At 39.6% G+C, this 23,812-nt stretch carries 21 protein-coding genes; all 21 read right to left on the bottom strand.

Features of this window, described 5'->3' with window-relative positions; translation table 11 throughout:
• Window positions 1–12 precede the first annotated feature (12 nt).
• The 21 genes from D1Z90_RS11585 to D1Z90_RS11485 all read right to left on the bottom strand — a co-directional run bounded on the left by D1Z90_RS11585 (window position 13) and on the right by D1Z90_RS11485 (window position 23,812).
• Entirely contained in the window at window positions 13–1,191 is a 1,179-nt protein-coding gene (locus tag D1Z90_RS11585; protein WP_119910926.1) for a type II secretion system F family protein, read from the bottom strand.
• Window positions 1,191–2,852: a GspE/PulE family protein gene (locus D1Z90_RS11580; protein ID WP_119910925.1), complete on the bottom strand. Its 1,662-nt coding sequence runs from the start codon at window positions 2,850–2,852 to the stop codon at window positions 1,191–1,193. The genes D1Z90_RS11585 and D1Z90_RS11580 overlap by 1 nt, the downstream gene beginning before the upstream one ends.
• 41 nt (window positions 2,853–2,893) lie before the next feature.
• Window positions 2,894–3,694: an ABC transporter permease gene (locus D1Z90_RS11575; protein WP_119910924.1), complete on the bottom strand. Its 801-nt coding sequence runs from the start codon at window positions 3,692–3,694 to the stop codon at window positions 2,894–2,896.
• A complete protein-coding gene (gene rfbB / locus D1Z90_RS11570; RefSeq protein WP_119910923.1) occupies window positions 3,694–4,785 on the bottom strand; it encodes a dTDP-glucose 4,6-dehydratase in 1,092 nt (363 codons plus the stop codon). Before rfbB ends, D1Z90_RS11575 begins: the two co-directional genes overlap by 1 nt.
• 67 nt (window positions 4,786–4,852) lie before the next feature.
• Window positions 4,853–5,398 carry a dTDP-4-dehydrorhamnose 3,5-epimerase gene (gene rfbC, locus D1Z90_RS11565; RefSeq protein WP_119910922.1) on the bottom strand — a complete coding sequence of 182 codons (546 nt, stop codon included), beginning with the start codon at window positions 5,396–5,398 and terminating at the stop codon, window positions 4,853–4,855.
• The gene (gene rfbA / locus D1Z90_RS11560) at window positions 5,395–6,276 is read right to left on the bottom strand and encodes a glucose-1-phosphate thymidylyltransferase RfbA (RefSeq protein WP_119910921.1); all 882 of its coding nucleotides are present in this window, start codon (window positions 6,274–6,276) and stop codon (window positions 5,395–5,397) included. Before rfbA ends, rfbC begins: the two co-directional genes overlap by 4 nt.
• A 17-nt stretch (window positions 6,277–6,293) precedes the next feature.
• Window positions 6,294–8,042, bottom strand: a complete 1,749-nt coding sequence (locus tag D1Z90_RS11555) for a tetratricopeptide repeat protein (RefSeq protein WP_119910920.1) — start codon at window positions 8,040–8,042, stop codon at window positions 6,294–6,296.
• Window positions 8,039–8,398, bottom strand: a complete 360-nt coding sequence (locus tag D1Z90_RS11550) for a DUF2304 domain-containing protein (RefSeq protein ID WP_119910919.1) — start codon at window positions 8,396–8,398, stop codon at window positions 8,039–8,041. The genes D1Z90_RS11555 and D1Z90_RS11550 overlap by 4 nt, the downstream gene beginning before the upstream one ends.
• A complete protein-coding gene (locus D1Z90_RS11545) occupies window positions 8,388–9,095 on the bottom strand; it encodes a glycosyltransferase family 2 protein (protein ID WP_232525248.1) in 708 nt (235 codons plus the stop codon). Before D1Z90_RS11545 ends, D1Z90_RS11550 begins: the two co-directional genes overlap by 11 nt.
• 114 nt (window positions 9,096–9,209) lie before the next feature.
• Window positions 9,210–10,358: a glycosyltransferase gene (locus D1Z90_RS11540; protein WP_119910918.1), complete on the bottom strand. Its 1,149-nt coding sequence runs from the start codon at window positions 10,356–10,358 to the stop codon at window positions 9,210–9,212.
• A complete protein-coding gene (locus D1Z90_RS11535) occupies window positions 10,355–11,245 on the bottom strand; it encodes a glycosyltransferase family 2 protein (RefSeq protein ID WP_119910917.1) in 891 nt (296 codons plus the stop codon). The genes D1Z90_RS11540 and D1Z90_RS11535 overlap by 4 nt, the downstream gene beginning before the upstream one ends.
• Before the next feature lie 3 nt (window positions 11,246–11,248).
• Entirely contained in the window at window positions 11,249–12,244 is a 996-nt protein-coding gene (locus D1Z90_RS11530) for a glycosyltransferase family 2 protein (RefSeq protein WP_158587112.1), read from the bottom strand.
• A complete protein-coding gene (locus D1Z90_RS11525; RefSeq protein WP_119910915.1) occupies window positions 12,244–13,209 on the bottom strand; it encodes a sulfotransferase family 2 domain-containing protein in 966 nt (321 codons plus the stop codon). Before D1Z90_RS11525 ends, D1Z90_RS11530 begins: the two co-directional genes overlap by 1 nt.
• 16 nt (window positions 13,210–13,225) lie before the next feature.
• Window positions 13,226–14,170, bottom strand: a complete 945-nt coding sequence (locus D1Z90_RS11520; protein ID WP_119910914.1) for a glycosyltransferase family 2 protein — start codon at window positions 14,168–14,170, stop codon at window positions 13,226–13,228.
• Between the two features lie 2 nt (window positions 14,171–14,172).
• Window positions 14,173–15,579 carry a glycosyltransferase family 2 protein gene (locus D1Z90_RS11515; protein WP_119910913.1) on the bottom strand — a complete coding sequence of 469 codons (1,407 nt, stop codon included), beginning with the start codon at window positions 15,577–15,579 and terminating at the stop codon, window positions 14,173–14,175.
• A gap of 102 nt (window positions 15,580–15,681) precedes the next feature.
• Window positions 15,682–16,674 (bottom strand): hypothetical protein, encoded by a 993-nt coding sequence (locus tag D1Z90_RS11510; protein ID WP_119910912.1) that lies wholly within the window; start codon window positions 16,672–16,674, stop codon window positions 15,682–15,684.
• Window positions 16,634–17,293, bottom strand: coding sequence for an SAM-dependent methyltransferase (locus tag D1Z90_RS11505; RefSeq protein ID WP_119910911.1), 660 nt, complete (start codon window positions 17,291–17,293; stop codon window positions 16,634–16,636). Before D1Z90_RS11505 ends, D1Z90_RS11510 begins: the two co-directional genes overlap by 41 nt.
• Window positions 17,294–17,334: 41 nt before the next feature.
• Window positions 17,335–19,260: an acyltransferase family protein gene (locus D1Z90_RS11500; RefSeq protein ID WP_119910910.1), complete on the bottom strand. Its 1,926-nt coding sequence runs from the start codon at window positions 19,258–19,260 to the stop codon at window positions 17,335–17,337.
• 145 nt (window positions 19,261–19,405) lie between these two features.
• A complete protein-coding gene (locus tag D1Z90_RS11495; protein ID WP_119910909.1) occupies window positions 19,406–20,857 on the bottom strand; it encodes a sulfotransferase family protein in 1,452 nt (483 codons plus the stop codon).
• A gap of 5 nt (window positions 20,858–20,862) precedes the next feature.
• Window positions 20,863–22,482, bottom strand: a complete 1,620-nt coding sequence (locus tag D1Z90_RS11490; protein ID WP_158587111.1) for a glycosyltransferase — start codon at window positions 22,480–22,482, stop codon at window positions 20,863–20,865.
• Window positions 22,472–23,812: a glycosyltransferase gene (locus tag D1Z90_RS11485; protein WP_119910907.1), complete on the bottom strand. Its 1,341-nt coding sequence runs from the start codon at window positions 23,810–23,812 to the stop codon at window positions 22,472–22,474. Before D1Z90_RS11485 ends, D1Z90_RS11490 begins: the two co-directional genes overlap by 11 nt.

The following is a 23,812-nucleotide window of genomic DNA, read 5'->3' as shown; positions in this document are numbered from 1 at the left end:
TTTGTAAAACCCTTAAAGAGAAATTTCATTGACGGATATAATACCTGAAATAATCACGACCATAATAGAACCGATTAGACCGCCCATAAAAACGATAACCGCAGGCTCTAATAACGTGACAACCTGATGTAAGCCTAATTTCAAGCGTCTTTCGTATAGCGTGTTTATTTCACCAAAACTTTGGCCTAAATTTGCCCCTGCCTCACCCGTGTGGATCATTTGCAAGACCATATCAGGGAAAACCTTAAGCTGAGACATGGCAGCAGCCAGCGAACTTCCTTGTTTTACTTTTATGATGACGTCTTCAAGCCGCTTCTTTAATGAAGCGCTCGCTAAGCTCTCAGTAGACAGCTCAACGCCTTCCACGAGCTCTACACCAGAGCTAAGTAGACGTTGCATACTACTAGAAAATTGCACAATATCCCATGCCAAAAGCAAACGTTTGGTAAAAGGCAAGTAGGTTAACAGCGAAAACAGCTTGGCTTGTAATATTCCTCTATGATTGAAATACCAAAGTAAGCTCACCATTATCATGAGCCCCAAAAGAATAAAATCAAAGTTGGTATTAACCCAGTCAGACACAGCAATCAAGCTTGCTAGTGCCGTATCATTATCTTTACCTTCAACCATACTCTTGAAGTTTGGCAGCACGTAAGAGAATAGAAATAACATAATGGCAAAGCTAATGAATAATAAAAATGCCGGATAAGTCAATGCACTGCGGACTTCACTCAACAAATTTTCTTCTCGCTCAACCCGCTCAGCCACACTGTAAAGTGCACCGGGCAAATCACCGTTTGCTTCGCCTAGGCGAAGCATTGGCGGAACATATTGTGGAAATACGTGAGGCAAGGTTTCCATCGCATCCGACAGTGATAAACCATTTTCTAAACTTGCAAGTATTTGGCTCCATGCTTTTCGCAATACTTTACTTTCGGCCACTTTAGCAAGAGAAGAGATAGCTTTATCTAATGGCATGCCACTGGCGCGTAAGCTTGCCAGCTCTCTTAAAGCGGTTAACAGATCTTCTCGTGAAACCTTAAGTGGGATCCGAGTAAGTCCGCGCTTGATAACCAACACATTTAAACCACGCGAATTCAACACGTCAGAGGCATGTTGTTTATGCTTTGCAGGTACCCAACCGTCGACTAAGGTGCCGTCTTTTTGCCGTGCTACATATTCAAAATACACTAACCCACGACCCTCATAATTTCATCAATGCTGGTATCACCGCAGGCGGCACGAATTAATGCATCTTGCCTCAATGTACGCATGTGTTGCTTCTCGGCATACTGCTTTAAGCTTTCGTTTTCAATTTCAAACTCACCGGCCTCATTATCAACCACCAAAAGCTCGAAAATCGCAAGCCGTCCTACGTAGCCGGTGTCATTACAATGCTCACAGCCATTCGCACGATAAAAAGTCACATCTTTAGGGCAAATGTCTGGCCATGTTTGTGCGACTTTTTGCCAACCTAATGCTCCCGCGCGGTCGGCTTCATGCTCACAAGCACTGCGACAGTGAGGGCATAAGCGCCTTACTAGACGCTGAGCCATAATACCTACAACGGTAGATTTGATCAGATAATCTGGGATACCCATGTCTTTCAAACGAATAAAACTGCTTGGCGCATTATTGGTATGCAGAGTGGATAATACGAAGTGACCGGTTAATGCCGATTGCACCGCAATTTGTGCAGTCTCTTTATCACGCATTTCACCAATTAACATGATATCTGGATCTTGTCGCAGGGCAGATCTGAGTACCGTTGAGAAATGTAGCCCTATATCACTGTTCACTTGAATTTGAGTTAAACCCGGCATTTGATATTCAACAGGATCCTCAACGGTGATGATTTTGGTATCCATATCGTTGAGTTTGCCGAGCAAGGTATACAAAGAGGTGGTTTTACCGCTACCCGTTGGTCCTGTGACCAAGAAAATACCCTCTTTCTTTTCTGTTAGCTTATACAAAGATTGCATGTGATCCGGGAACATGTGCAGCTCTTTATTTTGTTCCGTTTTTTGCTGCTCATTCACTAACAAACGCATGACCACATTTTCTCCGTAAACGGTGGGCGTGGTCGCGACACGAATGTCTATATTTTTACCTGATAATTTTACTCGAATCCGGCCATCCAGTGGTAAACGCTTCTCAGAAATATCTAACCCCGCCATTAGCTTAATGCGGGAAATAACGGCAGCGTGCAAGGCCAAGCTTGGCCTTTCAACCTCTTGTAATACTCCATCGATACGGATGCGCACACGAAATACACCGCGGAATATCTCAAAATGGATATCAGAAGCCTTTGCGTCTACGGCTTGCTGAATAACACTATTAACTAACTTTATAATAGGTGCTGAACTGGATTCTTCTTCGGCCCCCTGCTCTAACTTATCATTGTCAGGGTCTTCTAAAGTTTGTGCTAGTTTTCGAAACTCATAGTGCGATGTTAAGATCACCTGATACTTTAAGCCCAGTTGTTGGCGTACTGCATCTGCTACAAAGTCATCAAAGATATCTTCTTTTGCAACAAACAGCGTTGAGTTCTCAATTAACAATGGAAAAGCAGCATTGCTGAGCCACCATGAATACGCCAGTTCAGTCTCTAATGGCTTAACCATGTCAATGTCATCTTCCCCCATCTGAGCCAACACTGACTCTAAGGTTGGCAATGATAACTGCTGGGAAAGCGCACTTAAAATTTCAGACTCAGAGCATACCCCTGACGAAACAAAAATCTCGCCTAGTAGACGTTTATGCCCTTCTTTTTTTTGTTGTGCCAAAGCGTCATCAATATCTTGTTCATTAATCACACCCGCTTCAACTAAATACTCACCTAGATACTTCATTTATCACAACCAAGATTCAACAACACGCGCTATCAAATAGCCTATAGAACATCAGAAAACAAAGGCTTTAAACGCTTAAAGACAAAATGTCCAAAGAACATAAATATAGCCGCAGACGCAGTATAAATAAGCCAAGGCCCCCAAGCATCAAAACGACCAAATATCGCCGCTTCGCGTAAAGCCTCAACAGGTATAGTTAATGGGTTAAACAATAATAAAGGCCGAATGACCTCTGGCGCGTTATCCAGTGAAAAAAAGATGGTACTGGTAAATAACAGCACAGTGATAAAAGAAACCATAAATTGCTCTATATCACGGATAAATACACCCAGCGCAGCAACCAACCAAGAAGCACCTAATAAAAACATCCCAAGCGGTAACAATAAAATGGGCACAAGCAAGAGTTGCCATTGAATAGCAATACCGTTAAAAATGATAAAGCCCAGTAATACCACAAAGCCTATAAGTAACTGTATTCCCGATGCGACTAACATTACCCAAGGCAAAACCTCCAGTGGAAACTGCACCTTTTTAACTAGGTTTACGTTTGACATAATAAGAGATACTGAGCGCGAGAAAACTTCAGCTAGCCAGCCGTGAAGCAGCAAACCCGAAAATAATAAAGTAGCAAAATCCACCTCAATGCCACTCTCATCCACGCCCCATTTAGCTTTAAAAATGTATTTAAAAACAAAAGTGTAAATGGCAAGCATCAGCAAGGGGTTAAGGAAACTCCAAAATACGCCGAGCAAGGAGCCTTTGTATTTTGTTGCAATATCTCGTTTAGCCATCGCCCAAATAAGTGCACGATGGCGAATGGGCGCAGAAAAAAACGCTAACATTATAAATGTCTCAACGTCTGATATTCACCGGTTTGTACATTGCGCCACCATGACTCATGGTTGAGATACCAATCAATGGTTTTTTCAATGCCCGTGGCAAATGTTTCGGCTGGCTCATAGCCTAATTCAGATTTAATCTTATCTGTTGCCACCGCATATCGACGATCATGCCCCGCACGATCTTCAACATAGGTAATCAGTGAATTACTCGCTTTACCGTTAGCTGCGGGGGCATTTGGATACTGCGCGGCCAATTCAGGGTTATCAGCAAAACGCTTATCAATGAGTTCACACAATAAGTTAACGATATCAATATTAGTCCACTCGTTCACTCCCCCAATATTGTACGTTTCACCAATGCGACCTTGTTTAATGACTAAATCTATGCCCCGGCAATGATCTTCAACGTAAAGCCAATCTCGAATTTGTTTGCCGTCGCCATATATTGGTAACGCTTTGTTATCAAGAATATTCGTTAGGCAAAGTGGAATCAGTTTTTCTGGGAAATGAAAAAAGCCATAATTGTTAGAACAATTACTGGTAGTCACCTGTAAACCATAGGTTTCATTGTACGCCCGCACTAAATGATCAGACGCCGCTTTACTGGCTGAATAAGGCGAATTAGGAGCATAAGGCGTAAGTTCGGTGAATGCGGGGTCATCAGCTGCCAAGGTGCCATACACTTCATCGGTGCTCACATGATGGAAACGATGTGGCATTGGATTTGCCGGGTCTGCAAGCCAAATATTTCGGGCAGCCTTAAGTAAAGCATGAGTACCATTGATATTGGTATCTAAAAATGCATCTGGGCCGGTAATAGAACGATCTACATGAGACTCTGCTGCAAAATGTACGATAGTGTCAATGCCCTCTTCAAGCATAAGCATTTCAACCAGTTCTTGGTTGTTAATGCTGCCTTTAACGAATCTCAGCTGGCTATTGTCGTTAGCACTTAACAAATTGTTTAAGTTACCGGCATAGGTTAATGCGTCCAGCACCACAACCTTATCTTGAGGGTACTTGCTTAACCAGTAATGGACAAAGTTAGCACCAATAAATCCAGCTCCGCCGGTTACTAATAATCGTTGCATGGTTTCCTACTTTATAAAAATTATGATCAAATGCGGTGCCAAAACCAGCACCTAACACTGCTAAAAACTAAAAGGTTGGGGCCAGAGAAAAAGCGAGCCCTTGTTGGTCTTTGCCAGATAAGTCAGGCTGTTTACCATCAACCAGTGGCCATTCTATGGCCAACTCTGGATCGCTCCATAAAATAGAAACCTCACTTTCAGGGTGATAGTAGTCAGTACATTTGTAGACAAATTCAGCCGTTTCACTTGTAACATAAAAGCCATGCGCAAAACCTGCTGGCACCCAGAGTTGGCGCTTATTCTCAGCAGAAAGCAATACCCCAACAGCGACGCCGAAAGTCGCTGAGTTTTTTCGCAAGTCAACCGCGACATCATAAACTTCGCCAGATACTACACGAACCAGCTTACCTTGCGTGTGTTGAGTTTGATAATGTAAGCCCCTAAGAATACCTTGTTTAGACTTACTGTGATTATCCTGAACAAAATCGACATTGGCAACTTGCTCTTGAAAAGCTCGCAACTGAAAGGTTTCCATAAAAAAGCCTCTGTCATCACCAAAAACAGTTGGCTCAATGATTTTAACGTCTGCAATGGTGGTGTTTACGACCTTCATACAATCACTCTTTGTTCTTCTAAGATAGACAATAGGTATTTACCATAACCGCTTTTCACTAATGGCTGAGCGAGGGCGTCTAATTGCTTAGCATCTATATAGCCCATTCTGTAGGCAGCCTCTTCGGGACATGCTACCTTTAATCCTTGACGCTTTTCAATGACACGAATAAAGTTGGCGGCATCCAGCAAAGAGTCGTGTGTGCCGGTATCAAGCCAAGCTGTGCCTCGGCCTAACAATTCCACATTGAGGGTGCCGGCTTCTAAATAAAGACTATTAATGTCCGTTATCTCAAGCTCTCCTCGATGAGAAGGTTTGATCTGTTTGGCATACTCAACCACTTTATTGTCATAAAAATACAAGCCGGTCACTGCGTATTTAGACTTTGGTTGCGCAGGCTTTTCTTCAATGCTTAGGGCTTTGCCATCAGCGTTGAAATCCACCACGCCATAGCGCTCTGGGTCTTGTACGTAATAGCCAAACACAGTCGCGCCAGATTCTCTGGCTGCAGCTTGTTGTAACGTATCCGCTAAACCATGGCCATAAAAGATGTTATCGCCAAGCACCAAACACACACTGTCATCACCAATAAAACCTTCACCTATGATAAATGCTTGTGCTAATCCATCTGGGCTGGGTTGCTCGGCAAACTGCAGCTTGATACCCCACTGTTCACCATTGCCAAATAACTTTTCATAAATAGGCTTATCATGTGGCGTTGCAATGATCAAAATATCTTTGATACCCGACAACAGAAGCGTTGTTAACGGATAATAGATCATAGGTTTATCGTAAACAGGTAATAACTGTTTATTTGATGCTAACGTGACAGGATGCAACCGCGTGCCACTGCCTCCCGCTAAGATGATACCTTTCATATAGAACCTTATTTTTCTTATTTATTGCTCAACATTGCTTTTAACTTGGCAAGGTTACTGATCGCTTCTTGGTTGGCTGGGTTTAAAGATAAAACATGCTCAAAGATTTGCGCAGAAGACTGGTAACTGCCCGCCATCGCATGTGCTGTGCCTAAGTTGACCCATGCTGCTTCATTTTCTTCATCCAGCTCTAATGCTTGAGCATAAAGATCAACCGCCGTTTGCAGTTCACCTTGCTTGACATAGGCATTGGCTCTTTCTACCAAAAAGCCGGTTTTTAATTTTTTGTCTACTATATGGCTTTCAGTTTTTTGATACAAATCTTCCGCTTTATCATATAAACCCAAACGCCAGTATGTGAGCAATAAATTACTGACCATTTCAGAATCGAAATAGTTAGAACCATTGCCGTACTTATCCGTTTTAAATGCATTTTCTAATGCTTTCAAGGCCTCTTCATAGCGTTCTTGCTCAAGTAAATAGAAGGCATACATATTCCACGCCGTTTGACTGCCTGGCTCCGCAACCACATTCTGCTTCGAAAAAGCAATGGGATCTTGCCATAACTGATTTCGCTCAAAAGCCATGTATGTGAGTAGTAAAAGTGCACACCCGAACAGGAGGGAAGCAGGCTTCTTTAGCACCTCAAATTTTTGTAAAAACCAATAAACAACCGTCACCACAAGAAAGCATAATCCCATATTGGGTAAGTAGGCGCGATGTTCAAAAATAACATCTTTAATTGGCAGTGCCGAAGACTCGACTAAGTGGGTAAGGTAATAAAATAAAATGGCAAAACTAATAACAGCAACACGCTTATTCATCACTAACGCAAATGCGATTAACAATAGATGACTCATTGACGCAAGCCAAAATTGATGCTCACTGGAAGCTAAATAAAAATAGTAATTGTAGTGCAGCTTCAAAGGCTCAGGAACAAAAAACAATTTAATGTATAGCCAAACTGCCGAAACTTGAGCGTGAAAGTACTCTTGTCGAGAGAGTAAATCCGTCTCTCTTAGTAACTGATCAAGAGCTAAAAATTCAACCGGATTACCGGTTAAAACCAGATTCATGGCCAATACAGCAGCAATCGCAGCCAGGAACGCCAGTGAGGCAACAACTCCCTTTGGGCGCCAATTTTTTTGAAAAAAGGTAACTTCTATTAAGACCAATATAGCAGGCAGAACCACAGCGTTTTGTTTTGAAAAAATAGCAAATACGCTGGCTAGAATTACCCCCCCAAGCCAAAGACCGCGCGTTGGAATGGTCTCAGCGCACCGCAGCTTTACATAGCAGCATAACGCAACAACAAACCCTAATGCAGCTAGAATCACTCCTCGTTGAACAAGGTACACTACAGGCTGAGTATTAAGGGGGTGTAAAGCAAACAAGAGGGCAATAATGAAGGGCACCCAGGCCGCTTTGATACCTTGCTTAGGCAATAACATAGCTGCTAGCCACCACACACTAAAGCAGGTAACTAAGTGCAGCAGGATATTGGTAGTATGCAGATGAAATAAATCGAGCTCAGCCCAATGATAATTCAGCGCAAAACTGTAGTAGGTAACAAAACGCAAATGAGCGAATTCCCAAATAGCTTGGGTATTTGATAAATCCTTAATTGCGTCATTACTGACTATGCTGGAGTAATCGTCGAAGTAAAAAGGAACCGACAAGCTTGGCCAGTAAGTAATAAAGACAGCAACAGTGAGTAACAAGCCCAGAGTGAATATGGAAAATAAAGGAGAACTGTGTATTTTCATGACTTGGTTGCCTTTACGTCTTCAACTGCTGCAATGCGACTTTCTAAAATGGCAATTCGCTGCACCAACCTTTCTGAATGCAACCTGGCTTTGGAGAGTTGGATATCAGCAATCAATACTTTGATCAATAATAAGCCAAGTGCAATCAGTACGGGGATAATAGGAGGATATGCCACACCAAACGCATGACCAATTACATCAATAACGCCTGGAGCAATGCCAATAAATGCAATCACAATAGCCAAAAGCATCCAACGTAATGCAGCTCTCACATGAAGCTGATCTTTACGCACTAAACAGATTATGCCAGCACAAATGACTAAGCCTATTATCGACGATAAAAGCTCATGACTCATCTTTGACGTTCCTTTTGAGGGTAGAGTGTAATTTTAAAGTATTACTTGGTGACGTTTTACTTAAACATAAAAATGAAGAGTAAAGCATATAGTCAATAACCGCGCGCCAGGAGCTAAAAATACGAGATATACCGTCCCCTCGTTGTCGCATGGTAACTTTAGCTTCGGCAATGCTTAATTGAGCCTGTCGCAGTAACAATAATACACCTAAGTCTTGATAATCTAACATTGTCGCTTCATTCGCAGATAAGACCCGTAGCGCTGAAAGGTTATACAACCTCAAACCTGAAGTCAGGTCAGCAATATTTAAGCCCGTTAGCATTCGAAAATACTGCCATGCAACTTGCCTCGATGCACTGCCACGTTCAGAGCAACTGCCAATCACAACATCTGAACCTTGTTCCCATTGAGTATGAAGCAAAGCTTGAATAGAGCTTGCTTGATGTTGCCCATCGGCATCAAAGGTAACCGCTTGGCTGTACCCAAGATGGTAGACATGCCTTAGCCCCGTCTGCGTCGCTTTCCAGGCGCCTAGATTCCTTAATAAGGGAATAACAGTAACACCCGTTGATTTTGCAACTTCAATGGTCTCATCAGTGCTCGCATCATCAACAATATAAAGGTGGCTAAAGCCGGCTTGCTTTAACTCTGTGATAACAGCAGCGATGCTTTCTTGCTCATTATAAGCAGGTATCACAACCGCTACATCTCTAGTTGAAACTGGTGCCAAACTTAGCCCGTTACTGATAGATAGAAAAAATAAGTGCGTATTGTATAGATTTGACGCCTTTTTTGCGACCCGTTTCAACCATCAGCAGTAACACAAAGCTGTGATTTTGCTTGAGATGACAGATATGTCAAAGTTCTCATTTAAACGTTGCTTGGCTGCTTTTCCCATCGCATGCAGTGAATCTCTAGCATCATAGGCCATTCTTAACTGTTGCGCTAAAGAAGCAACATCGCCGGCCTTTGCAACAAGCCCTGTAACGCCACTCTGAACCACCCAAGACATTCCACTGCCACTAACATCAGTCACCAAAGCTGGCTTCTCCACTCGCGCGGCTTCTAATAAAACAACACCAAAAGCTTCTGTCCGTTCTATCGAAGGCAAGCAAATGAGATCGCACGAATGTAATGCTGTGTGTAAGTCATCATCAGAAAGTTTACCTAAACAATGTACGTTAGCAGCCAGTTCAAGTTGTAAAACCTGCTGTTTAATTTCAGCTTCTAATTCTCCCCCCCCCACAATATCTAAATGCACATTTAGTCCTTCTGCGCATAATTGAGCAACAGCCTCTAATAAATAACGATGTCCTTTGTAATAAGTGAGTCGACCAATGACTAAAAGCCTTAGGCGAGTACCTGAACCTTTAGTTGAACGAGTAGCTAAACACTGAAAAGGTTTAGCTGAAATGTTAATTCCGAGCGGGATAACCGTTGTTTTGTGACGAAACTTTTGTAACGGAAGGCTAGAGGAAAGGTAAGGAGGAGAAGTAGCGATAACCTTAGTTGAACGATCTAAAATCCTATTTTCAAAACATGCATACATAGGGTAAAGCACTTTTATCTTTAGATCCGGAACCGCTCCAATAACATCCGCATGCCAATGAACAACCCAAGGAATAGTTTTAGCTTGTGAAGAAAATAAACACCAGATCGCCGACAAGTTCGGCATGTGAATATGAATTACATCAGGTGAAAATTCACAAATAACTTGGTTTAAATATGAGCCAAAACTAGGGGAGATCGGCGCGTAAGCCATTTGGCCGTAAAAAGGCACACGGTGAATAGCGCAACCATGAATGACCTCCTTTAAATAAGGTAGATGCTTCTCATGATGATGAACAATGGCGGCGACTTGATGCCCTTGCCGGGACTGTTCAGGCAATAAATCTGCCATAAAGTTCTCGATGCCGCCCATAAATGGAGGGTAATACTTACCTATATGGAGAATTTTCACTTACTACACCTTGTTAAAAAGTCAGTGAAAGCTTGCCAACCAGCCCTAATGTGTAACCATTTTTGCTGTTGAAAACTTCGGAGAAACAACCCCAAGAGTCTCGCTAAAATCACAGATGGCAAGCACAAAGGGTAATACCTTTGAGTAAAAATAAAGGCGCTAAGCGCAGCGTGTTTTACTGTTATTTCTTTCACTAAATCACTGGTACAGCTGCCACCGCCAACATGGCGAACGACCGAATTTTCACACCAAGCAATCGTTTCATTAGAAGCTAAACGATGCACAAGCTCAAGTTCCTCAAAATACAAAAAATATGCTTCGTCCAAGCCGTCTATACGTGATAACACTTCTGCTTTAATCAGCATAGCTGCGCCATAAATATAATCCGGTACAGGTTGTTTAGAAACCTTTGGAGTCCAAGGCTTGTCCATGCCAAGCCACTTATTGTAGCTGCGACCACCATGGCAGCTTACTTCGCCTGTTTTAGAATCAATAATGGTTGCTCCCCAAATCGCCACTTGTTGCTGCTGTTGGGCAGCAAGAACCAATGCGTAAAGAGCACTCGGCATGCAAATAGCGTCGTTATTCAACAACCAAAAATAATCTACAGTACCATTCTTTAGTGCAGCCCTAATCCCCCGGTTCATGCCACCAGAGAATCCTAGGTTGCTTTGATTAAGCACTATGCTCACATTGTTATTTGCTTGACGTTGATGCCATTCAGACAATTGAAGAATATCAACTTCTTCTGAGTCGTTATCTACGAGATAAATATCTGCAGTTAGTTTAGAGCAAGGACAAGATTCGATAGCTTTCAAAACTGACTCTGCACAACGTATGGTAGCGAGGGCGTCATTCCAGTTCAGAATGACAATAGAAATATGCATATGCTAAGGCTTAATCCAAGGCATTAAAGTGAATACAACCATTAAGTAGAGCTTCTCTTTTTTCGAAATGCTAACAGGATAGAGCTTATCAATCATCGCTATGCGTTTTTTTGTCGTTAAGTTATTAAAGTCAGCGTACTCTGATATCCCAGCACGAGCGAGCTCCGACTCAGAGGAGAATGCGGAAGCTCTCTCTTTAAAAACAATAGCTTGCTTGATAGACTTTTGAAATAGTCGCGGAAACTCAAACAGCAGTTTGTAGAATCTATAACTCGTGTAATCAGGCCCCCCCATAAACTCTTGTGCACCAATAGCATTTAAATTATGTTGCCGATAATCGATAGTCGCGTCATCAATATAAATGAGTTTACCGTAAAACCTCGCCCATAATGCAAACCACCAGTCATGAACAACTAACCCCTGTGGGACCGGAAAGGCTTTTTCTAACAACACCCGGTTAAAAAAGGTAGTGCAGCCTGTAACAACATTTTGCCGTAATATAGTAGGGAATAGCTGAGCATCAGGGTCGGGTAAACCTTGGTATTTAATGTAGGAAGGAGAGAGTTGATTCAGAGCCTCATCCACCACTCTAAGGTCGCTATGGATCATTATAGGTACGAGGTTATCTTTGCCTTTCAGTTCACTTTGCATAAGCGCAAACATACGACTTATCTTATTCTTATGCCAGACATCATCTTGATCAGCGAAAGCAAAGTACTCACTCTCTGTTGTGAGGCCAATCTGACATAACGCTGAAAAGTTCGCTAGATGGCCATGTTCAGAGTCAGGGTTTTGTATCAAAGTGATACTGCGATTGGAAGGTAAATCTAGATAGCTATTAACAATCGTAACAGTATCATCGCGGGAGTTATCATCCCGAACTATCACCTTTATATGGCCAGAAAAATCTTGCTCTAGGATGCTTTTTAACTGCTCACGAATATATTTCCCACCATTATAAGCAGCCAATAAAACAACGACTTTAGCCTGTGTATACACTATACGCACCCTTCAAATAATACTCGGCCTGTTTCAACATCTTTTATGCTTACCTGATCTCCTGGGCATAAAGTATGTTTAAAATCAAAACTGACACAGCCCTCTCTGGGGAAGCCTTTGCCTTTTAATACAGGTCGAAATTTAAAGCATTTCTTTACTGCTACCTGTTTGCCATTAATATCAAGGTTAATCTCCAGCACGTCCTGGGAACCAATAAGAAAGCCCCACCCTTGAATCACTCCGCGGCGAGCGTTTAACTGAGCAAATGCACGGCGGTCTAAAACCCCCTTTTGACGAAAGAACATGCTATTTTCGAATAACTTACAAGCCACGTGATACAGTGCGTAATCTCGCTTATTAGCCGTGGCGATCTGTTCAGAAAATAGTGATAAGTCTTCTTCACTTTTTAAAGGCCGGAAATTAACGGCGCAATTCTCAGTAAGTCGCGGTAACACTTCCCCCCACAGCTTGCTGATCAGCGCAAGGCTGTCATTATATCTCTCTGTCAGGCCTATGCAGCCAATAGAATATAGCCCTTCAAGCGTAATCAAACGGCTCATTAAATCTGTATTGTTTGCATCCGCTAGAAACTCTTGAATACTTAAGTTAGGGTATTCAGTACGTACAATGTGCTTATAATGACTAATGTAACGTTCTGATGGTTCACGTAAAAAAACCACACAATTTTCGATCCCCACAAACGGACTGTATTTGGCCAGAGGCATATGGCCTGAAATAACAGTATTACGCATCTTTTTTAAGCGTAAAGCAAAAGCGTACTTATCTTGATTCTTGTAGAGGGTTTGATGAAAAACCTTTGAGGTTTGCGGATCGGCAGCAGAATAATCACTGATTACATTAGAATTCTGCTCTAAAGCTTTACGAAAACTGGTTCCTGCCGTTTTAGGGATATGAACAAAAAATCGAGATTTTCCCTTCTTCATCAAACGATTTAATATAGACATAACAATAGCTAAATCCCTACCCTTTGTTAAACAATGCGCGATACAAGCGGTTGATGCCTAACTTATCAAACAAGCCATATAGGGCTTGGTAAAAAGCACCTACGATCCTTAGCTTTTCAAGATCTTGATAAGTTACTTGGCTTTGCTTGCCTTGCGCCAATAAAAAACCTAAGCCAACACAGTTATTTTTTATATCTTTACGAATAGCGTCATTACGATACTTTGCATCCCAGTAATGGTGCAAGTTGATCTGGCTATTATCATAGCTAGAGCTACTGTTTACTTGACTCGCTCGATGATGATAATTCGCTAACGGCGCTGGCAGTACTACGATTTCACCCAACAAAACCATCCGTAAGTTGAAATCCCAGTCTCCAAGAACAGGCATGTCTTCATTGTATCCTCCCACTTCCTCATAGAAATGCTTCCGATATAAAAATGCGTTGGTTTGAAACTGATTTTGCACCGTTAAATCTGCAAGGCTTATCGATTTAAGATCAGGATTTAGAGGAAGATCAGACAAAGTAGTAACTTGTGTTTCAGAGACTTCTTCAACAATCTTATTAGATTGTGAAACAACTCCCACAGAAAAAGGGTTAGCATTTAAAACGGAGACCATTTTTTCAAGAAAAGTGGGACGCCAAGTATCATCGTCATCAAGAATAACAATAAACTCTCCCATAGCAGCTTTAACACCAACGTTTGAAGCTGCTTCCATTCCTTTGGAAGTTTCATGAGTAATGCAGGTAACTGTTAACCCTTTGGCTATTGCCGCATGGCAAATTTCTGTGACAGGTGCTGAAATGCCTCCATCATTAACAACTACCCACTCGAAACACGAAAAAGACTGCTGCAACAGACATTCAAAAACACGCTGTAAGAGAAGAGGTCTATTCTTAGTGCGCGTGACAACAGAGACGAGTGGCTTGTGCTCTACCGCAACATTGCCTTGATTTAGCATAATTATAGTTCCAGTATTCCATATTCTAGAAAGTGCCCGAGAGGGCTTGTCCCAGATTCCGCGACATCTTGTCTTAACATCAAGTAATCATTGTCATTAAACATTTTCGCCGTATGACAAGTGCCATTTTTATGCGTTAAAAGATAATGAAACAGGGGAAAAAAAGCCCACAGCCCTTTAAGATTATTTAAGGAAACATAATAGCGACTCTGAAACAGTCCAGACTCCTTAATTTTAAAGAAATACCTTAACTGAAGTAACTGTTGAAAAAAGCTATTTTTCTTCCTATCTACGTAAGCTTCGTTGGCAGCAAAAAAATAGTCCCGGCTGACAACCTTGCCATTTTCCCATGAAATCAAGTTACATTCACGGAAGAAGTTGAGGAGTAAACTTCTTTTTGTTTCATCATTAGCTTTGCAAAATAGCGCTGCTTCGTCGTCCTTACCGCTAAGCACCATGGTTAAGAGAAAAAGGGAAACTAACGAAGCCGACTTACAATATCGGTTAAAACGAATAGACGAAGGCACATTTATTAGGGATTCTTTAGCTGCCCAACCCCTAACCTCATCACAATACTTACTCCACTCTGAACTACTCGACATAGTGATCAAGTTTCTTGGGAGTCGGTAAAGGGAATGGTACAAAATAACATCCCTTAGATGGCTGTGGCTGCCTTCCTCGATGAATTGGTGCATATCTTTAATCGACGCCAGTGTGTTCCAAGCCCGTTCTGGTGAAGAGGTATTCCAAAGTGATGTGTTTTTAGCATCAGCCCCAAGATCCTCAAGATTAACGACTGTTTCAGAAATAATCGATATGTTTGAAGCAGCTAGCATTAGCCGTAAAGAGAAGTGGAAGTCCTCTGCATAATAACGCTTTTCGACGAACCGTAAGTTTAGTTTTCGAATTAAGTCTGCTTTTATTAAGCGATTACTTAAGGTTGGGCAAAGAAGCAGCTCAGGAAACTCATTGATATCTGTGAGTTGTTTTGACGAGTTTAAGAAATGTTCATTGTAAATATGAGGTTTAAAAGCATGACCGTTGAAAGTACGCACTTTACCTAAAGTCACATCAGCATGATCTTTTACAGCAATAGAGTGGAGAAGGTCTAACGCTCCATCTTCCAACCAGTCATCGGCATCTAAAAAGTAAACAAAATCTGACTCAACGGGAAGTATATCCAATGCTAAATTGCGGGAGCGACTAACTCCATGATTGATATTACTATTGATAAGCAGTATATCTTCATGTTCGCTCATTAGTCGCTTCACGACTGTAAGCGAATCATCCGAAGAGCAGTCATTGACAAAAATAACTGTAGTAGCAACTTGGTTATTTTTTACACTTTCAAATGCTCGCTTTATCGTAGCCTCAGCATTAAAGCATGGAATTATTACACTTATCGACATAGACACTCACAAAGCAGAAAGTAGTTAAATAGAATTGAATTTCTATTTCATTAGAAATACGACTACCATATTGATTGTTATAATTTTTCGGAATAAGGTCAATCAGAGCATACGAGGGAAGTACGCTAAGACTCTATTACTTCGCCAGTCTTTCACATTCATTTCAGGAATACTTAATAGGCAATGCCATTTATTTCCACAGCTAGAATAAAACAGGCCTCCTTTTCCTTTTATCGGTCTAACGGCAACTAAGAGCCCCCCCCAGAAAGGCTCTAGGAAGAAGCAACCCCAACCAAAATCGGGCTCAATGATAAATGCAGGAACGAAACCACCGGTAGAGTAATCCACGCTATAAACGCCATTTCGTGCAGGGTTTTTTCTTGGTCCCGTATCATCAGAAAGAAAAGCTTTGTTGCCTATGCGCGCATAGCCAATAAATTGTGTGCCAATAGATATCTCACAAAATGTGTTGACCCATTTTTCTCTAGTTATAGAACGGTCATTGCCTTCTAGAAACTGAAGAGGTAATACCCAAGCTCCGGAAAATGCATCCACGTCACCTAAATTAGCTACTAACAAATTCCTTTCAACATCTACTCTAAGATTGTGCACGTGATTTTGACCAAGCCACTGTTGCGGAGTGATATCGTGCCATGTTCGACCAAAGTCTTCAGATGAGAATACTTTACAAACACCGCCTGGTTCATTAATTTCATGGTAGACACCACAAAATAAGTCACCATTATGACTATCAACTCCCCAAACACAATAGGGTAGGACTAAAGTAGAACTATTACTTTTAATATCGACAAGATATGTCCTTCCATAATCCCCACTATCGAAACCTTTTATAGAGAGTAATAGTTTCTCGTTGTTGATTGGAAAAAGAGCTCTAAAGTCTAGACTCGAAAACTCCGAGCACCCAAGAATTGTTTCCAGCCTGAATGATTTAAGATAGAAAAACCCAACAATAAAAAATTTATCAGAAGTAAGAAAGTAGAACTTCCTGTTTTTATAGGCACTCGGTTTAGCCGTAAAAAAAGTCAAAAAGAACTTAAAAAACCAAAATAACAATACCAGAAATTTTACTTTCAAAGCTTATATCCTTAACTATAGTTTTCTTGCCATTTACGCCAACGACTACACATTTTGCGACCTTTGGTTTAAGGGCTAAAACATGCTCTATTAATAGTTCGGTTTTATTCGGGTTATACAAAGTAACGACATCTGCATACTGTTTTATATTTTTTAATTCACTTCCATGTTCTAGCTTAGTTACTAACATCGAGGCTCCCTCGGGTAACACAATTTTAGCTTCCGCCATTGCTACACTCATAAAAGACATGCCTGGTTGCAGCGAGAAAGGAATATTTAACTGTTCAAATTTACTAACTAAAGGAGAGAAATTACTATAGATTGTGGTATCACCGGCAAGTAACAAAACAATGTTAAAATCGTCAGATAACCCACAGATATCATCAGATACTTGGTCTAGAACCTCATCATTATGCCATTTTGCCCATTCCAGAGTGCTTGGAAGATACCTTATAACTTTTGCATTGCTATTTTCAGTCGCAAAATGATACATCCATGAGTTCTCTCCAGCCATAACATAGATATAGTCAGCACCTGAAATTATGTTAATCACATCTTGGGTAATATACCTCAGGTCCCCATTTGAAACACCAACAACACTGACACTCTTTTTATTCATTTAAAACTCCGAAACTCAATTATAAGAAGTAAGTAAACTAATTAGTTAAACATTGCCATTGCATGCTCTAAGACAACATTGACACCATATTGTGATAAATGGTTGTTATCAGAGTAGATTAGCTTTCCGTTTTTGACGATAGGGCAGATATCTGAATCACAGAAAATATCACCAGGTTCAACTAAAATCACATTCTCATAACTCCCAGCAACTTTTTTAAGCAGTGCCGATATAGTCACATTAGAATTATTAAATGTTTCCCTACTAATAGCGTTACAGCTTTTGTTTATATTGATACTTTTCGTATCTTCAAGCATCTTTTTTGCACATTTTACAGATTTCTTAAATTGTAGTGGCACTTGTCCAACCAGCACAATTTTTTCGCTCTTCATACTGCTTAATAAATTATATAAACCAGTGGTAAGGAGTTTCATATTCTCATCCTTCCAACCTTTTCGCCAAGGTTGTTCTACCACAGTCATCCCAACCCAATCCATACTTTTAAGTATATCCCGTCTGAAAAAAGGGGCATCATCGGAACGTTCTCCAAGGTAAAAATCCCACCTCGAAGCGATTAAGCTAATTTCTGAAGTTTGAGCCTTGTCAAGTTCGTCTTTCCAGGCTGCCTTCTTAGCTATACACTTTTCGGTCTTAACAGCTCCAATATTTGCTTTAACATTGTAAATTTTATACACATCAAAAAGTGGAGCGCAACCAGGGTACCAGTGAAGTATTTTTTCTTTACTGCCAATATAGAGATCGGAAAAAGAGAAAACTCGGGCATGGCTATCCCCGATAATAGTAAAAGAATTTATATCACTTTTTACTTCTACATCAACAACTGTATCGTCATTTTCTACTGAAAGAATAAAAACAAAAGCAATAAAAGTGAGAAGAAAAGGAAATGCGATTAAGTAGATAAAAACACTCTTTAAATTCATCCCTCTGCATTTTTTTTCAACTAAATGATATAAAGCACAGCCAAGCATTAGACCTAAAAAAAACTTTGAAAAACCCAGTAAGGTTGAATCAGTACCGGCATATCTATAGTCTAGGAAAACCGCAACAGGCCAATGAGCTAGGTATATAGAGTAGGATGCGTTTCCAAAGTATTGTAACAAACGATTACGATTCACCCAGGAGTCAGCTGGAATACTACCACCTATTACAAGCAACGAAACTACTAATAGACCAAGGATTAGTGCTCTCCAACCAGGAAGAAACAAAGTTTCATCAAAATAGAAGAAAGCAAGAAAAGTAATCATCACAACAACTGTAAGCCAATAAAAGCTCAGATTTCTTGTATTACCTTTAAAATATAGGTGTGCGCCTATCATTCCAAGCATAAATTGAAATACACGAGATAAAGGCAAAAAGAAAGCAGCCTCGGGAAAGTACATCGATTGATAGATTGAAAGTGACAAGCTTGACAAGAATAAGATGAAAAAAACAACCATTCTAAAGCTAGTTTTTAATTTAAATGCTAGAAATAAAACTAAAGGAAAGAATAAATAGAATTGTTCTTCGACACCTAAACTCCAAAGATGAAGCAGAGGTTTATCAAGTGCTTCCGAAGAGAAATAGCCACTATCAAAGTAAAAGTAGAAATTAGATAATGAAAAAAAACTCCAAACAGCTGAGTTCACCGATTCCCTAACTAATTCGCTTGGCAGAATTATAACACTGAGAACGACGGAAAGAAGTATAGTAACGGAAACAGCAGGAAGAAGACGAGTAATTCGACGTGCATAGAACTTCGGAAAGGAGAATGAATTATCGTAAATTCCATTAACCAAAATTCGATATATGACAAACCCGGAAATCGTGAAGAAAATATCTACACCTAAAAACCCTCCGGGCAGCCAGCTTGGTTCTGCGTGAAAAATAAGGACTAAAAATACAGAAAAAGCTCTAAGAGCTTGAACATCATTTCTATAACAGCCATTTACTTTACTTAAAAATTCCATTATTCCTTCACTAATAAAATCACACAGCTACATTACAAGTGTAAAAAACTAAACCCCGCATGATAAAGAACCACAAGTTCAATATTTCAAGCTCTGACATCATCAACATCAGCATTTCATTGTTCAATCAGTTCCAAAATTAAAATTAAAATTTTAATTTATAATAAAGAGGTGTATGTAGCTTAAAATCTAAACCAGTGTTTTCTTTTTTAAAAACCTTGCTGTTGAAATTCCCATTCGGCTCTCTACCTTCACTAGCGCCAAGGCAAACATAGTGATAAACAACAGGTAATTTGTAATTTTTTAGGTCCGGGTATTGATTCTTATACCAGGTTGAATCGAACTCTCTAGAGAAAAAGATGTAAATTGACTCATATAAACAGTTCAATATTTTCTTATCTCTAACCTCACTTTTTCTAGTTGAAGGAAGCGATTTTTTTTCTTTTGAAGATGAATTTTTCTCTCCAGAAATTACACTATTAACATTTTCATTCTGGCACTTTTTTGCGGGAGAAGGAGGAACCAATACATCATTACTTTTAAATTTAATAACGGCTGCTCGATACTCATCAACTGAAGCTGAAAGCTCGCGGTTTTCTGATAGAAGTGCTTGATATTTTTCTAGCATTTCTGAAAGGTCGTATCTGAGTTGCTTATTTTCCTTCTCCTTTTCATTAAGCTCTTCTTCAGAAATACCAGAATAATCTAAATTCATTATTTCATTTACTTCATTAGAGCTATCCACCTCTAGGTTCATTACTTTTTCCATCCTTTCACCAAACAACTCTAAATTTCCATCGTAGCTATTGTCGAACTCTTTTCGAATGTAGCTTAACAATAATATTAATTTTTTCTTGTGTACCTTTCTTTCCATTCCTTTACACAGAATAAGTAAACTGTATAAATAATTGACTAACGGTGAGCATTCATACTGAGTAATAAACTGTGCTCGATTCAATTTTTCATCTATAGAGGACACTGGTTTATCTAAGCAGTGAGATCCACCTATATATTTAGAGAGAGCACTTATATGAATATCTTTATTTACACTCACGAGATCTTCATAGTGTAAAATAAAGCAATCTAAAGCAGTTTGAGTCAGAACTTGTACATTTCTTATTAACCAAACTAACTCTATATCTATTGTTTTTTGCATGCTCACCTTTCTTTGAGACTCAACAACTGAGGCTGGATTTCGAATAGCGAGGACAACTTTTAGATCAGAGCTACTTAGAGCTTTTCTATAAATAGGGAAAAGTGTAGAAATTCGAGGGTCTTTAATCGCGGTCATCTTCTTATCGGTAAACCCTTCTTTTGCAAGAACTTTTCGTAACGCTACTGCGTAATCGCTAACTTGAAGAGACTCCAATTGGCTTGGTAACAAAAAACTTGAATCAGAGTTTATATCACTTATGGTTTTTTTGTTAAAATTGACTACACTAACATTCTCAAAATATCCGCGCTGATTTTCATATTGAGCTGGAATTAAATTACTTGATATAAAACAGCCTATCTCACTTAATGTGCTCATTACGGCAGAAGTTCCAGACCTACCAGAACCAACGACTAAAACAACAGTGTTTCGTTTAGATTTCATTGCCTTTACTTTTTTAAATTTTTGTTAAAAACTGTCAAGTATGGATCTTTTTTATTCTGCTTCCATGTTCTTCTTCTTCGTGGCCATTTAGTATAATAACCAGAGGAAACAAAAATAGCTCTCGCACCCGAAAAACGCCCGACTTCTAAATAATGAGTGAGAGGGCATAGCCCCTTCGCATCACCATCCATATAGTATTTTATATATTTTTCTGTTGAAAACTCTTCTGAAGGGTTAAACCCACATTTCCAGCCAACACTAATATAGTGAAGTAAGGGATCTTCTCCGCTCCTTTTTACATCAACATAGTTTTCCAAGTAGTAAACATGATCAAAAAATGTGCTACCAAAAACTAGGTAGTAATCATCTTTATGGTTTTCAAAGACCGTTTTATCGCGCTCAAACAAATAATGATTCCAATATTTTTCGGACTCACTAAACTTTCTCAGAGTATGCTTCGCTTCAGCTCTAGATGAAATCATTTCTTTCGAGTAATTACTCTCAGCTTGCATTCCATCTAAAATTAGCTTCTCCCAAGCTTTATTTATAATCTCGGGATCATATTCTCTTGAAGTCTCAAGTGCATTACCTCCCATAGTTTCTCTTAATTCAGGCGAGTGAATAAGTACTTCAATTGCTTGTGCTAAGTTACTAACTCTATCTCCTCCGCCAACTAGCAGCCCATTTTTATTATGCTCGATAATTTCATTTGCTCCTGAGCACTCTTCAAAAGCAATGACAGGTATTGAATGAGCCATAGCTTCTCTTAAAGCCATTGGACATCCTTCCTGCTCAGAGGGGAGGACTTTAAGATGTACTCTCGGGTAGATATCATACATAGCCTCAGTATTATTAACTGACAAAAAGCTAATATGGGTAGATAAACTAAGATCCTTTACTAGGTTGATTAAGGACTCTTTTTCAGGTCCATCTCCAACAAGTAATAACTTCCACTCTGGGTTCGAGTCTTTTATCATGCTAAAAGCCGAAATTAGTAAATCAATTCTTTTCTCAAATGAAAATCGCCCTGAATAAAGAATAACAAAATCCTCATCCGAATTTTTATCAGCAACATTAGCCATAACTTGGGCTGGTTCAATTTGACTTGGAATAACACGTATTTTTTCTTTAATATCTTTAGGAAAAAAATCTGCATATGAAGGCATTAGGACATGGCTATAATTAGATGCTTGAAAAACCACTTCTAGTGATTTTCTACACGGCCAAAGATATTTTAGACAATATTCCGAGCTCCCTCTAATCGAATACACATAGCTCTCATTCATTTCATTCAAAATTTGAGCGAACGAGAGACCGACTCTACTACTGTTGACAATCAAGGATATACTGGGACTTTCTTCCCTTATGATATTTTTAACTTTTTCAACTTCTTTCAAATCATTGGTTTCGAAGCCATAATTTATTATTTTAATTTTAATTTTATTAGAAAGAGAGTAACTCAGTTTATTTCTATCATATTCTCTCCCTTCCCAAAATCCAACTAGCGTTATATCCCATCCGTTTTCTATTAAAAAGTTAAGTAAAATTTGATAAGAACGTTGAATCCCCCCGATTTTATCTAATTTACCTGCGGCAAAAAGCAGTAACTTAAATTTAGAATTCATATTCACTCCACCGAAGTGTGACTTCATGTCTTTTAAACCTCAAGAATTCTTCTTTATTTGAGTAAGGTTTTTGGTATGTCCGCTTTTCTCCATTCAAAATATCCAGGCTTTTTACCCCATATTTTCTTAGATAAAAATCATAGCGAACTGAGTCATAATGTTGCTGAAGAATCCCATAGGAAGCATTGGATTTCGCTTTTGAAAACCTATTCTCAATAGCTAAATCTATTAACTCTTCCCAATTCTTATAAGCCTTTTCTGGGCTAAATATCTTTGCATCTTCCTTTGCCTGAGCTCCTAATTTCGCTCTATATTCCGACGAATCTAACAATTTCATAATGGCTCTGGCTAAATCAATAGGTAAATTATTATTACTGACTAAAATGCCATTCACATCATGCTCTATCAAGCCATCAACACCAGGAACATTCTTTATACCAATGCTTGGAATACCATGACACATAGCTTCGGCAACACACGAACTTAGCCCTTCTGATAATGAGGTAATAATATGCATATCACTTTTCAAATACTCTTTATCAATATTATTAGTTTCACCTTCCAATAACACACAGTCGGTCAAGCCGTTTATTTTGATAAAATTTGATATTTTTTTTATGTAGTCTTTCTGGTTGCTATTCGAGAATATTGAAAGTTGTAGAGATTTATTGTATTCTTTCTTTAAAATTAGCATGGCTTCTAATAAAGGGAAAATATTCTTATTCTTCTTTAACCCCCCAATATTTATAATTCTAACAGGTGCATCTTCTGATATTTTATTATCTAAAGTGAAACTTTTCACTTTGAATGCATTAGGGAATGCACGAACCTTATATTGGAACTCTTCAGGAATAGATGCCTTATAATTAGACATAGTCAACCTTATTGCATCAGCTCTAGAGAGAAGTAGCTCCCTCTGCCACATAGCTTCAACTTTTGACAACCCTAATGGTCTCGCCCAATTGTTTTCAATAATTCTCTCAGGGTTACTTCCTTCATGAATAATGTAAGGAATATTTTGATTATCAAGAATATAAGCAATATCTAAAGCGGTATGTGAACAACCAAATGCCAGAAACACATCTGGATTGATGTTACCTACGACTTCTCTATAGTCGAATATGGAGCTTTCTTCTCTATCCCAAGGAACTAGATTTATAGCTCTAGATACATCATAAGCTGGTTTTAAGCGTCCTTTCTTCGGGTAACTCATAAACCCAACGTATACTTCCCAACCTTTAGCAGCCCAATAGTTTGCTAAGTTTGTTGCCACTTTTTCCATGCCACCCTTGCCGGCTGCTAGTGGCTGACAATATATAAAAACTTTCAA

The organism is Motilimonas pumila, from assembly GCF_003596335.1.
Lineage (GTDB): Bacteria > Pseudomonadota > Gammaproteobacteria > Enterobacterales > CBDFNC01 > Motilimonas > Motilimonas pumila.
This window is presented reverse-complemented; position numbering and strand designations above follow the sequence as displayed.